This window comes from Aquimonas sp., from assembly GCF_044377145.1.
Taxonomy (GTDB): Bacteria; Pseudomonadota; Gammaproteobacteria; order Xanthomonadales; family Xanthomonadaceae; genus Aquimonas.
In genome coordinates, this window is record NZ_JBILJQ010000002.1 from 26,416 (window position 1) to 43,942 (window position 17,527).

At 67.0% G+C, this 17,527-nt stretch carries 2 protein-coding genes (1 of these 2 cut by a window edge); both read right to left on the reverse strand.

The window, feature by feature from the left end:
- Positions 1 to 69: 69 nt before the first annotated feature.
- Positions 70 to 14,916, reverse strand: coding sequence for an SDR family NAD(P)-dependent oxidoreductase (locus ACIQ7H_RS01245; RefSeq protein ID WP_395787553.1), 14,847 nt, complete (start codon positions 14,914 to 14,916; stop codon positions 70 to 72).
- On the reverse strand, positions 14,879 to 17,527 hold the 3' portion of the coding sequence (locus tag ACIQ7H_RS01250) for an SDR family NAD(P)-dependent oxidoreductase (RefSeq protein WP_395787555.1). The gene runs 15,003 nt beyond the window's last position; only the last 2,649 of its 17,652 coding nucleotides appear in the window; the start codon falls outside the window, past its right edge; its stop codon occupies positions 14,879 to 14,881. Before ACIQ7H_RS01250 ends, ACIQ7H_RS01245 begins: the two co-directional genes overlap by 38 nt.

Below are 17,527 nucleotides of genomic sequence, written 5' to 3' on the forward strand. Positions count from 1 at the left end.
ACTCGATGATGTGCGATGGAGGCGGCAGCCACCGACGGGTGGCGCTGCAAGAGCCGCGCGGCGGCGTGTTCAGACGAGGGCGCGCAGCAGGCGGGCGCCTTCAGCGGGAGCGATCGCTTCGTCGACCACGCGCTGCAGGATCTCGTCGAGCGCCTGATCGCCGTCGACAGGCTCGGCAGGCGCAGGGATGGGCGCCATGACGGTGTCCGGCGAGCCGAAAGCGGAGGCTGCCCAATAGCGCTCCTTGGCGAAGGGATAGCCCGGCAATGCGATACGCCGAGGGTGGCGACCACGCCACAGCGCAGACCAATCGAGCGTGTGGCCTTGTGCCCACTGGGCCAGCAGTTCGTTGGCCGGTGCATCGGCCGAGGCGCTGATGCGGGCGCGTTGTTTGCCTGCCTGACCCTGATGCAGTGCTGCGGGCTCCGTGCCGGCCAACCAGTCGCGCAGCCCCTGCATCAGTTCATCAAGGCGGCTGACCGCCAGACCCAGACGATGCTCCATGGACTCGCGCCCGCACTGCAGGGTGAACGCAAGGTCGCCAAGATCGATGCTCTCCGGCTGCTCGGCAAGCCGCGCCAGCAGGTCCTCCACACGCTGACGCAACTGCTCGGCAGTTCTGGCCGACAGCGGTATCGCCTGCCGCCGTGCAGAGTCTTCCTTTCTCGGCGGCAGCAGGTGCTCGCGCAGGACCAGATGCACATTGGTACCGCTGTGACCGAAGGAGTTGACTGCCGCCATGCGTGGCACCCCCGCGGGCGACGTCCACTCGCGGGCGTGTTCGGGTATCTGGAAGGGCGAGTCGGCGAACTCGATCAGCGGGTTCAGCTCGCGGAAGTTGAGCAAGCGCGGCAGGTGTCGGTGTCGCATCGACAACAGCACCTTGATGATGCCGATGACGCCGGCTGCGGCGGCCGCATGGCCAAGGTGCGATTTGGCACTGCCTACCACGCACCAGCCGGTGTCGGCGCTGTGGCGGCGGAAGGCACGGACCAAGGCATTGGTTTCCACCGGATCGCCCAGCCGAGTACCGGTGCCGTGCGCCTCGACATAGCTGATTTGCCGCGCATCAATGCCGTAGCGGGCATACACGCTGTCAATCAACTGCTCCTGCGCCGCGCCACTGGGTGCCGTGATTCCGTTGCTCGCGCCGTCCTGGTTCATGCCCGAGGCACACAGGAGGCCATGAATGTGATCGCCATCGGTGATGGCTTCGGGCAGACGCTTCAGCACCAGCATGCCCACGCCCTCGGAAATCAAGGTGCCGTCGCCGGAACGATCGAAGGTATGGCAGCGCCCACTGGGCGAAAGCATTTCGATCTGATCGAGGCGTACCAGGACGTTCTGGTGCAGGCAGGCGTTGACTCCGCCAGCGAGCACCAGATCGGATTCGCCGGCACGCAGACTCTCGCAGCCCAGATGGATAGCGACTGCCGAAGACGAACAGCCGGTGTTGACCACGAAGGCTGCACCCTTGAAGTCGAGCGCGTACGACAGCCTTGAGGCGATGATCGCGTCCGACAATCCGGTGAAACTGTCGCCCACATAGCCGCTGGGCTCGGCACCGACATAGATCGCGGTCTGGCTTCCGGCCAGCGCGCGTGGATCGTAGGCGGCGTCTTCCAGCGCATTCCAGCTCTCCTGCATCACCAGGCGCTGGTGCGGATTCATGGCCTCCGCTTCCTTGGGCGAGATGCTGAAAAACAGCGGATCAAAGCAATCGCGGTCGGCGAGGATGCCGCCCCATCGACAGCGCGTGCGACCGCGCTGCTTGACCGGGCTGTAGCCGGTGGCCAGATTCAGGTAGTGCGGTGGCAGCTCCTCCACTGCATCGATGCCATTGGCCAGGTTGTGCCAGAACTCGCGCACGTTGGTGGCCTTCGGAAACTGGCCGGACATGCCGATGATCGCGATCTCGCAGGCGTGGGAAGTGGCAGTCGCAGAAGCGATAGAGCCCCTCATCGGCATCGGCGCTACAGGTGCGGGCGGCGTCGCAGGGACCTTGGCAATGGGGGCGTCCTGCAGCTTCCTCTGAGCGGGCGCTGCCGCCGCCGCAATGGCTGTTGCATGCTGCTCAGCCAAATGGGCGCTCAGGCGGTCGATCGAAGCGTATTCGAAGATGATTGCGGTGTTGAGGCTGAGCCCGAGGCGGGCATTCACCTGGTCGACGAAGCCGACACCGAGGATGGAATCGACCCCGTAGTCAGAGAACGCCATGCCCGGGTCGATGGTTTCGACACGCAGCTTCAGGGTTCTTGCCAGGCAGTCCAGAATGACTTCGTGAATCCAGCTGGGCAGGTCGGTCTGTGGACGCGCGACCACCGGAGTCTGCGGCTTGCGCACCGCAGTCGGCGGGCCGGGTAATGGCTCGGCGGCCGAGCTCGCGGTCACCGTGCGACGCTGGGTGAGCAAGCCGTCGCTGGCCGCGACCAGTACCTGATTGCCGAGTGCGTGTGCCTCGCGAGCCGGTAGCCAGACCGGACCGAAGCCCAGCTCGGCCAGCACCCGCTGCCAGGTCTCAGGAAACAAACCCGGACAGCCGGGAATGCGCAGCTCGGGATCCTCAAACAGCCACCAGCCGTCGAGCAAGCCGAAGCTCAGGTGTGTCGCCAGTGAGCGCTTGCACATTTCGTTGACGATCAAGTACCCGCCACCGCGCAGTGCAGATTTGGCATGGCGCAGGGTCGTGCGGATGTCGCGGGTCGCATGCAGCACATTGGTGGCCAGCACCAGATCGAAACTGCCCAGCTGCAGCCCTTGGGGCTGCAACTCCTGCTCGATGTCCAGGCGCTGACAGGTGAGGTAGGGGTTGTCCGGCAGGAAGCGATCCTGTGCGTGTAAGAAGAACGCCTTGGACAGATCGGTGTAGCAGTACTGATCAATCGAATCGCGGTAGGGCTGCAGTTGCCGGAATACAGCTGCCGAAGTGCCGCCCGTGCCGGCCCCGATCTCCAGAATGCGCAGGCGGGCCAGTGGCTGCTGCTGCAGCCGTGCCTCGACATAGCGGGCCACGGTCGCGGCGACCAACTCGTTGAAGGTGTCGGCTACGGCATTGTCTCGATACAGGGCACCGACCCGGTCCATGCAGCCCTGCGGGAACAGCACATCGGTGGCCGTCATCCGTCCGCGCAGGATCTCGGGCAAGCGGCGCAGGCACTCTTCACTCAATTCGATGAGCGCGTTCACGTCGCGCTCGGCATGCAGGCTGGTTCGGTGGGCTTGCCAGGCAGTGATCAAGGTGTTGCGCGCTTCAAGCTGCAGGCTCAGCAGGCGTGGACCCTCCACGTGCGCCAGGCCGGCCTCGGCAAGCAGATCCAGGCTGTAGTGGAACCAGTTGGCATGCCGCTCGACAACACCACAGGCACGCCTCAGTGTGTCCAGTCCGACCGGCAGACCGATGCCCGCCTCGGCGATAAGCGAACCGATCTGCTGGGCAAGCAGGCGGGCGAACCAGCCCTCCAGCCCGCGTCGACTCTGGGCCCCCAACAAGTTCTCGATATGCTCGCGCGGCGGAGCCACCGTGTGCAGCAAGTCGCCCATCGCGACTGATGGACTACAGGGCGCGAGGGCAACGGACTCTCCGCTGCCATCGCGCATCAATGCTGCTACCTCGCTCGATGCACGCATGCACAGCAATTGCTGCAGGCGACCGCGCTGCAGTTCGCCCAGAAAGTGCTCAAGGCAGGCGAAGCCCTCGGCGTCTTCAAGGGCATCCAGGCTGCGCGTCGAGACGCCGTCGAGCTTCTCGACGCGTTCGTTGACCGCGGCCCGCCAGAAGCCCCAGTTGATGATCCCAACAGGGCAGTCTGCGGAGCTGGCCACGGCGCGCGCATAGGCATCGGCGGCGACGATACCGCTGGCGTAGGCAGGCAGACGAGCCGCGCCGGAAAACGCGTATGCCTGGCCGGACGAGAAGTGGCAAAGGAAATCCAGGCCGGCGTCAGCGAACACGTGGTGAAAGGCTTGAATGCCGCGAGTCTTGACCTCCAACACTTCGCGGAAATCCGCCTCTTCGACCTGTTCGACCAAGCCTTCAGCGGCAAACACCATGCCCGAGAACAGGGCGCCGTGAAGCTGCGGGTGTCGCTGGCGGATGCGTGCGACCGCAGCCCCAAGCGCGGCTGCGTCCAGCGCGTCTGCCTGCTCGTAACTCAAGCAACCGGGCAGGCCATCGAGTGTGTGCAGCGCTGCACGTATACGTGGTGCATCAGCTGCACTGCGGCCAATCCAGACCACCTGCGCTGCGTACTTCTGGCGCAAATGACGGGTAATGATGCGGCCGACGATGCCGCTGCCGCCGACGATCACGTAGACACCGGCGTGGCGCAGTGCGCTCGCTGCGCTTGCATCCCAGACCAAGGGGCGGAAGCCTTGCAGCAGGCGTTTGCCTGCGCTCAGCTTCACCACTTCACCGCGGTCGGAGGCAGGTTCGGTACAGATCGCATGCAGTAGCGCCTGCCGGGCCTGCGGATCCTGAAGATCGCTCGTACTGAGATCGATGTTGCGCACCCGGTGAGCGTGGCTGCCCTGGGCCAAGGCATAGGCCAAGCCGCTGGCGCCCGCCCCCCAGTAGCGGGCCTGTGCGCCGGCCTGCGGATACAGATCAAGGCTGAGTACCCAGGTTTCCACGCGGGCGGCGATCCGCGATTCGCGCTTCAAGGCCTGCAGCAGTCGCAGCAGCAGAATGGCATTGCATTCCTGCGCTCGCTGCACGCTTTCGGCGTCGAAGCGCACGGGCTCTGAGTCGAGCGCGAGGAAGAACAGACAGTCGATTGCTGTGTTCAGGTCCAGACCCATCAGCAGCGTGGAGAAGTCTGCCAACTGCGTCGCTTCGACCAGATCGACCGCGGTCCAGCCCAGGCGCAACAATTCGCTGTACAGCGTTTGCGCGAAATCGATGCTGCCCGTGCTGACGATCAGTGCCCTCTTGCCGAGCGTGACGGGTACCGATGCCGCGGGTTCGACCTGCCAGCAGGGCAGGAAGCAGTTCGGCTGCGGGCCCGGTTGCGGCTCCCCACTCGGTGGGCTTGGTAGTGACTCACCTGAGTTCGCTGGCAAGCATGGGGCATCTGGCTCGCGCCCCAGCCAATAGCGTTCGCGCGCAAACGGATAGCCCGGCAGGGCGAGCCGCAACGGGCGCTCGGTGCCGTAGAGCAGGCCGAAGTCGAACTCCATGCCCTTGGCCCACAGGCCCATCAGTTTGCTGAGCTGGCCCTGGCTCAGCCATTTTTCGACCAGGGTGGCGCGCATTTCGGCGTCCTGGGCGATCAGCTTCAGTTCTTCGCGGTGACGACGGGTCTGGCCGCGCAGGGTCTCGATCGTGGCGGAGCCCTGGCCCAGCCAGTCCTGCAGGGCCTGCCGCAACTCATCGAGCGTACTGACCATGAAGACCAGGCGTTCGTCCATTGAGTCGCGGCCAAGCTGCAGGCTGCAGGCCAGTTCCTCGATCCGCAGGCTGGCATCGGCCGAGCGCAGCCAGGCCAGCAGATCCCCGACGCGCTGGCGCAGTTGCGCTTCGGTGCGCGCTGACAAAGGCATGGGCAGTCGGCCCGCGGGGTCTCGGCGCAGGCTTGTGGCCGCGCGCGGCGCAGCCACGGGCGGCTCGGCCAACACCAGGTGCGCGTTGGTGCCGCTGAAACCGAACGAGCTCACCGCGGCACGTCGGCGCTGCCCACTCTCCACCGTCCATGGGCGCAGGCGGTCGTTCACATAGAACGGGCTGCCATCGAGCCGGATATGTTCATTGCAGTGCTGGTAGTGCAGGCTCGGCGGCAGCATTCTGTGCTTCATCGCCAGAACGATCTTCAGCACGCCGGCCACGCCGGCAGCGGTCAAGCAGTGACCGATGTTGCTCTTCACCGAGCCCAGTGCGCAGTAGCCGCTGCGTGTTGTGTGGGGCTTGAACGCCGCCTTCAGACCGGCGACTTCGATCGGATCGCCCAGCTTGGTGCCGGTGCCATGCGCCTCGATCAGCTGCAGCTCGTCGGGCTTGATCGCGAATCGGCGGTAGACCGATTGCAGCAGTCGGGTCTGCGCCTCTTCGTTGGGCGCGGTGATGCCATTGGTCTTGCCATCCTGGTTGATGCCCCAGGCCTCGATCACCGCCTGGATGGAATCGCCATCGCGCTGCGCGTCGGCGAGGCGTTTCAGCAGCAGTACGCCGACGCCCTCGCCAGGCACGAAGCCGTTGGCGCGCTGATCAAAGCTGTGGCAGCGGCCGTCGGTGGACAGCATGCCGGCCTGGGCGGTCATGACGTGCATGCCCGGGCCCGCCATCACATAGACACCGCCTGCGAGCGCCAGATCACTGCTGCCGGCGTTCAGGCTGTCGCAGGCATTGGCGATGGCGACCAGGGAGGACGAGCAGGCGGTGTCGATCGATACACAGGGGCCACGCAGATTCAGCACGTAGGCGATGCGCGCGGCCAGGATCGAGGTGGCGGTGCCGGTGAAGCCCTGTGCACTGAACTGTTCGGGCGCTGCATGCAGGTAGTCGCTGGGGCCGCAGCCGACGAACACGCCGCATTGGCTGGACGACAGCGATTGCGGCGCGCGGCCTGCGTTCTCGATGGCATGCCAGCAGGTTTCCAGGAACACCCGTTGCTGTGGCTCCATGCATTCGGCCTCGGTCGGCGAAATGCTGAAGAACAACGGATCGAAGCAATCGTACTCAGGCAGGGCACCCAACCAGCGGCTATTGGTCTTGCCGGGTGCCGGCGCGCCGGCCTGGTACCAGCGCTGCAGTGACCAGCGTTCGGCGGCGACCTCATCGACGCAATCGACGCCGCCGGCCAGATGGGCCCAGAAGGTCTCAAGGTCGCGGGCTCGGGCGAAGCGGCCCGCGCTGCCGATGATGGCGATGGGCGCAGGCACGGGCGCGGCTGGGGCACGGCCGCGTCGAGCTCGCCAACTGCTCAACGGGCTGGCTGGGGATATCGGCGCAGGCGTCGGCGAGGCAACTGGCGCAGCCGACTGCACTACGCGCGTCGTGCTTGCATCAAAACCCGTGGCCGAGGGCGCAACGGGCGCCGCTGTCGGCGTTGGCCGCGGTGGGGCCGCGGGGCTGTCGGCGATCGGTGCGCTCGCAAGCTCCTGACGCAGCAACTGGGCCATCGCGCTCAGGCTGGCGTGGCTGTAGACGCGGGTGGCTTCGATGTCGGTGCCGTAGTCGGCATTGATGCGGCGCACCCAGGTCACGCCGGTGATCGAGTCCAGGCCCAGGTCGATGAACTGCGCGTCGGCATCGATCTCGTCCGGAGCGAGATGCAGCTCCTCGGCCAGCAGGGTGCGCAGTCGGGCGATGAGCTCGGCCGCTGCCGGTACCGTGCGCGGCGCGGGTGTGCGCGCTGGGCTCGGCATTGAGTTGGGCGTCACCACCGAGACCGCAACCGCAACCGCTGCAGACTGCACAGCAGGCGCCGGCGATGAACCTGCCGCGGTTGCACCGACCTGGGCGGCCGCCTCTGCGGCGACCAGTTCGGCCAGCGACTGCAGGGTCGGATGGCTGTAGACCCGGGTGGCTTCGATATCCGTGCCGTACTCGGCATTGATCCGACGGATCCAGGTCACCCCGGTGATCGAGTCGAGGCCGAGATCGATGAAGGGGGTCTGCGCCTCGATCTCGTCCGGCTGCAGAAACAGCTCCTGCGCCAGCATGCCGCGAATATCGACCAGAACCTTGGTGAGGGTCGGGGCGGCCTGAGGTGCCGGCGAGTCGAGCTGCGTGGTCGATAGAGCGACGGGCGGCGATACGGGCTGCGCCGCAGCGTCTGCTGATTCAGGCAGCGACGAGGGCTCAGAAGGCAGCGCGGCGCTCGGCTCGAACCGGCTGCGGATGCGTTGCAGGGTGTCTTCGTTGCCAACGAATGTCTGCGCGTGCATCTTCAGCTCACGCCGGTAGATGTCCGGCCGCGCCTGCAGCAGGGAGTGGCGCCAGGCCTGCTTCAGCGCGATCAGGCGCTGCCGCGGCAGCTCGGCGATGCGTCGGGCGCAGGCCAGGGCGGCGGGCAACAGTTCGGCGCGGGGCAGCACCGGAACCGCGCAGCCGCGTTCGCGCAAGGCCTGTCCGGAGATCTCCTGAGCACCGAACAGGCTCTCCCGCGCCAGGTCCAGGCCCAGTCGCGCCGGCAGCAGCAGGGTCGATCCCGCGCCTGGGGTGAAGCCATAGCCCATGTAGGGGCTCAAATAGCGGCTCTCGGCGCTGAGCAGGTGCAGGTCGGCAAACAGGCCGAATGACAGGCCACCGCCGATGGCATGGCCTTGCAGGGCCGCCAGCACCGGCACGGGGCAGTCCATCGGTAGCTGGAAGACGGTCTCGTCGGTGAAGCTGGCGCGGCCCTGCTGGATTGCCAGCAGGGTGTCGCGAGTACCGCCGGTGGCGAAGAAGCTGTCATAGCCCGTCAGCACCACGACCCGGCAGGCGGGTTCGGCGGCGACCACCTCGAAGGCCTGCTGCAGGGCCTGCACCAGGGCCGGACTGAACAGATTGCGTTCCGCCCGATCATGCATCTTGATCAGGGCCACGCCATCGACGTCGAGCTCCGCGCTGAGCACGGCGCTGCTGATCAGGCTGCGGCCCACTTCGCCGACCGCCACCGAGGGTTTTGCGCACTCGGCAGGCAGCTCGCTGGCAGCGGCCGACAGAGCCCGTCGTTGCTCATCGCGCTGCTGCGCCCACGCCCGCTTGAGTGCAAGCCCTTGCGCCCGCGGCATCGACTCGAATCGTTCCGCCAGATGCAGTGCCTGGCTCAGCACCTCGGTCGCCGGCAGTGCGTGCACCGAGCGGGCCCGGCAGGCCAGTTCCGCACCGCTCAGGCTCAAGCCGCACAGCCGCAGTTCCAGCCCGAAGGCCGCGCCCAGGGCCTGCTCACAGGCCTGCGCGACTGCGTCGGCCAGCGCCGGCTGGGTCCATAGCGCCGAGGCGCTGTACTGCCCGTCTATGCTGTAGAGCGCGAAGTCGCAGAACAGACCGCACAGCCAGCCGGTGGACCCGGCGTCGGCCTCGAACGCAGCGATTACAGGAACCGGACAGGTACGCAACAGCTCGGCCAGCTCCAGCAGCAGGGCCGGTGTCGACAGGGATTCGGTGGCCGTCTCAAGAGGCAAGAAGGCCGGCAAGTCGCTGCTCAGGACCAGGGCGCTGTAGGGCGCACCATCACCAAGGCGCTCGATCACAAAGCGCAGATCGGCCACCAGGGCGGCCAGGTCATTGCCGGAAGCTCCATCGCCGAGGCGCATCAGCACACAGCTTGCGGGCGCTTGAAAGCTCTGATCGTCCACATCGCGACTGTGTTCACCAGCGCTCGGCGCACATGCATAGGCAAAGCCCTCGGCCGTGCTCAGCTGCGCCAGCGGCTGCAGCAGGGGCTGTGACACATGCGCCTTGAGCAGACGCAAGGATTGCTCGGGCTTGTGCGCGAGTTGCCCTGCCCAGCGCAGGGCTGCGGGGACCAATGCCGCGGCAGGCAGCACAGGGCAGTTCCAGCCAAGCGCGGGCAACGCCTTGCCACGCCAGCGCGGGCGTGCGAACAGCAGGTCGAAAGCAGTGCTGGCGCCAAGACGCGCGCCGAAAAACGCCTGTTCCGCCGAGGTCGGCAGCAGGCCACTGCGGTAGTCGGCGTAGGCGTATTCGCCGTGCTCGGCACAAAGCATGAAATCACAGGCGGCCGCCAGCAGCAGGCCGGCGCCGGTGGCATCGCCCGGCAAGGCTGCCAGCACCGCGCAGGGCAGCGTGATCAGGTCGGTCAGCAGGCCGCTGCTCAGCAGGGCGTCGACGTCCTCGCGATCACCGTGCAAGCCGCTGGCAGGAGCCTGCAACAGCAGCACACTCACGGCAGAGCTGCCCTGCAATTGACGCAGCGCCGCCTGCAGGGCAGGCAGGAGCTGCCCGACCGGCAGCGCCGCCAGCTCAACCACGTAGATGCCCTGAGCATGTTCAAACAGCCGCAGCGGCAGCTCCACCCGACCGTACGAATCCTCGATCCCGGCATCCCAGGGTTCTGGCAGGCGAATGCGCGGTTTGGCCGCTACGGCCTCATCGCTGATCACAACGGCGGCATTCAGCGAGCCCAAGCCGATGCTGCTGCTGGGCTTGGGTTGTGGGGTTGAAGGGTCGGTCAGCGCCGGCGGCGCGACGCGCAGAATTGCAGAATCGATCAGTGCGATCTCGGCCAGACGCAGAGGCAACGCATGGATGGGCGCTGACACCTTCACTGGCGCAGCGACGACGGCCGGAGCGCGTTCCGCTGACTGCGCCGCCCTTTCCAGCGGAAGCGCGTCGACTGCGGGCATGTCGCCCTTGATGCGTGGCGAGGCGGTGCCCTGCGGAATCTGCGCAGGAGCGGACTGCAATTGCAGGCCCTGCAGGGCGAGGCAGATGTCGCCCTCGGCGTCGCAGAGATCGATGTCCAGACCGGAACTGCCCGGACGCAGCCACAACCACACGGTCTGCGGGCAGCGCTTTTGCACGCTCAGGCTGCGCAAGGCCAGCGGCTCGACAGCCTGGCCGATCGCCGGCAACAGGCTCGACACCGCCTGCAGCATGGGTAGGGCGTGCACGCCTGGGCCCACGGCTGCCGGCAGTTGGAGTTCCGCACACCACTGCCGACCGAGCCGATGACAGCGGCGCAGTCCGACTACGCCCAGCGCCTCGCATTCGGAGTCACTCAGGGGCGGCAGGCTGGCGATCACCGTGCTCAGTGCGACGCGCCCGATTTGATCTGCGAGTGGACGCGCACGGCCCTGCCAAAGCACCCGCTCGGCATCGAGGCCGATTTCGATATCCAGCCCGCCCTGGTCGACCGGCAGCAGCAGGGTGTCGAGCGCTAGACCGCGCAGCTCGACGGCTGCACCCCAGCGCAGATCGTGTAGCTCCCAAGCCTCAATGCCCTCGTTGGGGCGTGCCGCGGCCAGTGCCGCCAGCGCCATCTCCAACAGCAGCAGGGGCGGCAGCCGGACCTCGTCGCCGGCGCGCTCGAGCACGGACTCGCCGGCATCGAAGCGGCTTTCGAAACGCAGTCCATCCAGATCAGAACAATTGCGGTGAAGCAGCGGGTGCAACCGAGCGGGCGCCTCCATCAGCGCTGCCGCTGGGGCCTGCCAGTAACGTTCACGTGCAAACGCATAGCCGGGCAGGCTGATCCGTCGAGGCAGGGCGTGCGGCGCGTGCAAGGCAGGCCAGTCGATCGATTGGCCCACCACCCAGGCTGCGGCCAGCCGATCCAGCGCACCTGCCTGCATCCACGCAGACAGTTCTTCCACGCTGCTGATTGGCGCCTCTGCTTGCTGCAGACGGGAGCGTGCACGACCACGCCACAGGCCGACGGGCTGCTCGCCTTGCAGATAGGCGCGCAACAGCTGGGCGAGCTGCTCAGAGTCGCTCGCCACCAGGGCCAGGCGCTCGTCCATCGGCTCACGCCCGACTTGCAGGGTCCAGGCGATAGCGAGCAGATCACTGCCGGCACGGCCGTCTTCGATCCAGGTGAGCAGGTCGGCCGCGCGGGCCTGCAGGGCGTCGCTCGTACGTGCCGACAAGGGAAACAAGTGAGCACCCTGCAGGCGAGCTGCCGGGGTGTCGGCACGGTATTCCTCGATCAGCAGATGGGCATTGGAGCCACCCGCACCGAACGAGGACAGGCCAGCGATTCGCGGCTGTGCGCGGCCGTCCAGCAGGGGGGGCTGCCAGGACTGCAGCTGCTGACAGACCACAAAGGGCGTGGCAGCGAAATCGATATGCGGATTCAGTACCCGCGAATGCAGGGAGGGCACAATGCTGCCGTGGCGGAGCTGCAGCAGAATCTTGCTGAGCCCGGCAATGCCGGCGGCCGACTCGCAGTGACCGATGTTGGACTTGGCCGAACCGATCAGACAATCGCCGTGACGGCCGGGCGGGCCAGACGCTTCGAAAGCACGGGTCAGCGCCGCGATCTCGATCGGATCGCCGAGCTTGGTGCCGGTGCCGTGGGCTTCGACATAGCTGACTGCGCGGGCCTCCACCCCGGCTTCGCGCAGGGCGCGGCGGATCACCTCGGCCTGGGCCTGCGGGTTCGGCACCGTGTAGCCATTGGTCTTGCCACCGTGGTTGATCGCGCTGGCGCGGATCAAGCCATGGATGGGGTCGCCGTCGCGCAGTGCGTCAGACAGGCGCTTCAGTACCGCCACACCCACGCCTTCTCCGGGGATATAGCCGTCGCCGCCCTCGCCGAAACTCTGGCAATGGCCATCGCCGGAAATGAACTGGCCGGCGCTCAGCATCGTGTACTTGTTGGGATGCACGCTCAGGTTGACGCCGCCGGCGAGCGCCATGCGGGTACGCCCTGAGCGCAGGTCCTGGCAGGCCAGATGGATGGCGGTGAGCGAGGACGAACACATGGTGTCCAGGCTCAGGCTTGGCCCATGCAGGTTGAGGCAGTGCGACACCCGGTTGGCGATGCCGGCCAGGCTGCCGCTCAGGTTGTACTCGCCGTACATCACGCCGACGTAGACACCGACCTGACCGGGCAGGCCATCCGCCTCGGGCAATTGCAGGGCGGCGCGGCTGTAGCCCGCATCCTCGATGGCCAGCCAGGCATGCTGCAGGAACACGCGCTCCTGCGGGTCGATGGCGGCGGCCTCGCGCGGGGCGATGTTGAAGAAGCGCGGGTCGAACTCGTCAGCGCCTTCGATGAAGCCGCCCCAGCGACTGTAGTGCCGGCCGGGCGCGCTGCGATCTTCGCTGTAGTGCTCGCGCCAGGGCCAGCGCTCCGGTGGCACCTCGACGATGCAGTCGCGGCCCTCGCGCAGGTTTTCCCAGAAGGCCTGCAGATCGGGCGAGCAGGGGTAGCGACCACTCAGGCCGATGATGGCGATGGGCTCGGCGGCGGCTCCGATTGCCGCGGCCGAACCCCCAGCGGTGGAACTCTGTTCCGACATTGCCTGCGCTTGCACAAAGCGTTGGCGTGCGCGCCGCCGCGGCGCCGGCACGCTGGTAGACACCGGTGCCTGCGCGACGACGCTGCGGGAGGCGGGCGACGGAGCGGCCGGTGCCAGTATCTGCAACAGACGCGGACGCTGGGTGCGCAGCAGGAATTCGGCCAGGGCATCCAGGGTCTGATACTCGAAGAACAGGGTCTTGGCCAAGCTGCCGAAATGCGTTTCGAGCTGGCTGGTGAGGTCCATGGCCAGGATCGAATCGATGCCGTACTGCTCCAGCGGTGCACTGCTGTCGATGCGTGCCGCCGGAATCTTCAGCAACTCGGAGAACTGCTGGCGCAACCATTCGCTGGTGTGGCTCAGCAGTTCGCTGTTCGAGGCGGTCGAGGACGAGGCGGTCGTTGCTTGCGTGCCTGAGGCGGCCGCGCTCGAGAGCGCGACCGCAGCGGCGGGCGCAGGATTGCGACCACAGCGCTGCAAGGCTTGGTTCAATTCGGCGCGCGGGCCGTGCACCACCATCAGGTGAGGGATGTCCGCTGCGAGCGCAGCACGGAAGGCCGCCAAGGCCGCTGCGCTCGGCAGCGAGCGCAGGCCGGTGCGCTGCTCCAGCCGACGCAGGCTGGCTGCGTCGATATGCATGCCACCGTCGGCCCAGTGCGGCCAAGCGATCGCCAGGCTGCGGCCGCGACGTGCCCCGCCTACAACCTGGGCTTGGCGCCAGCCAGCGAATTGCTCCATGAAGCCATTTGCCGCCGCATAGTCAGCCTGGCCGAGGTTGCCGGCCCAGGAGGCAATGGACGAGAACAGTACGAAGAAATCCAGATCGAGCGAGGCGGTGGCGGCATCCAGATTTCGTGTGCCGGTGACCTTGGAGGCGAGCACGCGGCGCGCCTGTACCTGGGTCTTGCGCAGCAGAAATTCGTCCTGCAGTTCGCCTGCGATATGCAGCACGCCGTCGAGACGACCGAACTCAGTGACGATGCCTTGCACGAGGGCCTGCACCGCTGCCGGGTCGGCGATCTCACAGCGCCGATACACCAGCTGCGCGCCCGGACGGGCCAGGGCTTGCAGTGCGGCCTGTCGCGGTGGGTCGAGTTCCGAGCGCCCGCACAGGACCAGGGTCAACTCGCCTGCATGGGCCAGCAATTCGCTTGCAAACTGCCGACCCAAACCGCCCAGACCACCGCTGATCAGGTAGACACCGCTCTCGCGGTAAGGCACGGCCTGCGCAGCGGTGTCCTCCACGGGCTGCAACTGCCAGTCGCGGCCGAACCATGCCCCGTCGTGGAGTTTCAGCAGTCGGCGCTGCGGTTGCCGGGCCTGCTCCAATACCGCGAGTGCCAATGCCTGAGGCTGCAGAGTGGCTGGCACGCACAGCACCTGGCCATGCAGCAGAGGGTTCTCCAATCCAGCGCTTTCCAGCAGGCCGGCGAGGCCCGCACCGAAGCATGCAGCCTCGGCTTCGGCGATCACGATCTGCAGCAGGCAAGGCGCCTGTGGTGTCTGCCGCAGCAGGTCCTGGGCGCCTTGCACGGCCGCCAGGGTCCAGCGCTCGAAGGCCAGCGCAGCGTGCTCACCCTCCGCATCGGGCAGGTGCAGGCACTGCGCCTTCGGCAGGGCCACGCGCAATTTGGTCACCGCAGCCTGGTCGAATCCGCACAGCAGCACGGTATGCGTCGAATAGGTGCGCGGATTCGCTGCGGGAGGCTCGCTGAGCGCCTGCCACTGCGGCTGCGCCAGCAGAGTCTCAGCCTGCACGTCGAGCGCGCAGGCTTCGCGAGCGGGCTGCTCTCGATGGGGCTGCTCTCGATCAGGCGGTTCGCGACCCGAGGGTTCGAGAACAGCGGCGCTGCTGGATCCCTGTGCACGGCCTTGCCTCAGCCTGCGGATTTGCTGCAGGGCCTGGTCCTGGTTCAGCCGGCCAGCGGCCAGCTCACGGTAAATGTTCGCCAACTCATGCTTCATCGGGTCAACCCAGTTCCATGGCTTGGTCGGCAGAGAGCTCATGGCTCAGCAGGCCGGCGATGATCGATCGGTAGTGGGCTTCGTCGAAGCCCTCGGCGGACTGCAGTGGCCGTGAAGAGAAACCGTGCAACTGCACGCAGACCTGGCCCTGCGCGTCACACAGATCGATATCGACCTTGTGCAGGGCCTCACCCGCCGTGGATCCGGAGCCAGCGGAACGCCGCAGCCAGGCATACATACGCGGGCCACAGGCAGCGAACACGCGTACACACTCGACCGCGAACGGCAGCCGCAGCTGCGAGTCGGCAGCCAGTTCGATCGAGCCCTGCAGGGCGCCGTCGAGCAGGCTGGGGTGCAGCACATAGGCAGAGGCTTCGGCGCGCAGCGCGGAAGGCAGATCGAGTTGCAGCAGCACCTCGCCCCTGCCCTGCCACTGGGCGACGACAGCACGGAAGCCCGGCCCATAGTCGAGCCCGCGCTCGGCAAAGCGCGAATACAGCGCCGGCAGATCATCGGCCGGGCGCAGGCGCTGGCGCAGTGCGTCCACGTCGAGTACGGCAGTGCGTGCGGTGACCAGCGCGGCGCTGCCCTGGCAGTGCAAGGTCGACAGCGCCGACGCATCTACATCGACATCCGCATCGGTCTCGGTCTCGGTGAAGCTGACGATCTCGAAGCCGAAGCGGCCTTCAACCTCGACAAAGACCGCAGTTTCCACCGCGACCGGCACATCACCCAGCCGCAGCGGCTGGGCCCAGGCGACATGCTGCAACTCCAGCACGCTCGTGGTGTGGCCAGGCAGGGCATCGACCAGGGCCGCGCGGGCCATTTCCAGATAGGCGACGGCCGGCAGCACCGCGCTGCCCTGCACTCGATGCTCGGCCAGGAAGAACTCGCTGCCGTCGAAGCGGCTGACATAGCGCTGTTGACCCAGATCGGAGCGATTGCTGTGCAACAGGGGATGCAGCGCAGCGTGCGCGCCGCCTTCGCGATGGGGCGCTCGGCGCGAACCCGGCTTTTCGGACACCCAGCAACGCTCGCGGGCGAAGGCATACCCGGGCAGGCGCAGGCGACGTGGGCGGCCCTGCGGATACAGGGTGGCGAAGTCCAGCTCGAAGCCGCGCACCCAGAGTTCGGCCAGGCGCTCGTACTGGCAGGCGCGCATCCACTGCTCGACCAGGGCGTGCATGCCGGGATCGCTGGCCAGCATCGACAGCGCATCGTCGGCGCGAGTCAACTGGCCGCGATGCAGACCTTCGATTCGCACCTCACCCTGCACCCACTGCTGCAGGCGCTGAGCCAACTCGGTGAGTGAACGCACACGCAGGGCCAGCCGATGGGGCATCGCGTCGCGACCGGTTTGCAGGGTGCAGGCCAGGCGCTGCAGGTCGAGCCGCGGCCTGCGCTGCAGGGTCTGCAGCAAGGCTTCAACCTGGGCCAGCAGGGCCTCGCTGGTGCGCGCCGACAGCGGCACCAGCACTTCATCGACCTGCATTTCACAAGCCTTGGCCAGCAACTCCGGCTGTGGCGACTGCGCCAGCACCACATGCGCATTGGTGCCGCTGAAACCGAACGAGCTGACCGCCGCGAGTCGCGGCTGCGCGCTGACCCAATCGCAGTGCGTCGTGTTGACGTGGAACGGCCCGCCGTCGAACTCGATGTACGGATTGGGCTGACGGTAGTGCAGCGAGGGCACCAGCTGGCGGTGCTGCAGACAGAGCAGGGTCTTGATCAGGCCAGCGACACCGGCGGCAAAGCCGGTATGGCCGATGGCGCTCTTGATCGAGCCCAGCGCACAGCTGCCCGGCGCCGCGCCGGCTTCGTCAAACACCCGGCGCAGCGCGTTGACCTCGATCGGATCGCCGAGCGCCGTGGCGGTGCCATGTGCCTCGATGTACCCGATCCGCGCCGGATCGATGGCGAAGCGCTGGTAGACATCGCGCAGCAGACGCTGTTGAGCGGTCGAGCTCGGCGCGGTGATGCCATTGGTGCGGCCATCCTGATTGATGCCCGAGCCCACGATCACGCCGTGGATTTCGTCTTGGTCGCGCAGCGCTGCCGACAGCGGCTTCAACACCACCACGCCGCAGCCTTCCGAGAACACGATACCGTCGGCGCTGGCGTCGAAGCTGGCGCAGCGGCCCTGTTGTGAGGGCATGCCGACCTGCGAGGTGAGGATATGGCCGATCGGCGTAGTCAGCAGGTTGATACCACCGGCCAGGGCCAGCTCGCACTCGCCGGCGCGCAGGCTTTCGCAGGCCAGATGGACGGCCACCAGGGAGGACGAACAGGCGGTATCAATCGCCAGTGCCGGGCCCTTCAGATTCAGTTGGTAGGCGATGCGCGCGGCGAGGATCGCGTTTGAGCTGCCCATGAAGGCCGCCCCCGCGGTGTCCTGGCCGTACTCGCCCAGTACCCGCACGTAGTCGCCGCCGCCGCAGCCGACATACACACCGCAGTTGCGCTCAGCCAGGCTGGAGGGCGCGTGTCCCGCGCTTTCGATGGCGCGCCAGCACTCCTGCAGAAACACGCGCTGCTGCGGATCGATCAGCTCGGCCTCGACGGGGGAAATGCCGAAGAACAGCGCATCGAACTCGTCGATGCCGTCCAGCAGACCGGCCCAGCGCGAGTAGGCGCTGTGCGGGTGACGCGGGTC

Coding starts and splice junctions, on each gene's coding strand:
- ACIQ7H_RS01245 (WP_395787553.1), bottom strand. CDS start 14,916: ATGAGCTCTCTGCCGACCAAGCCATGGAACTGGGTTGACCCGATGAAG.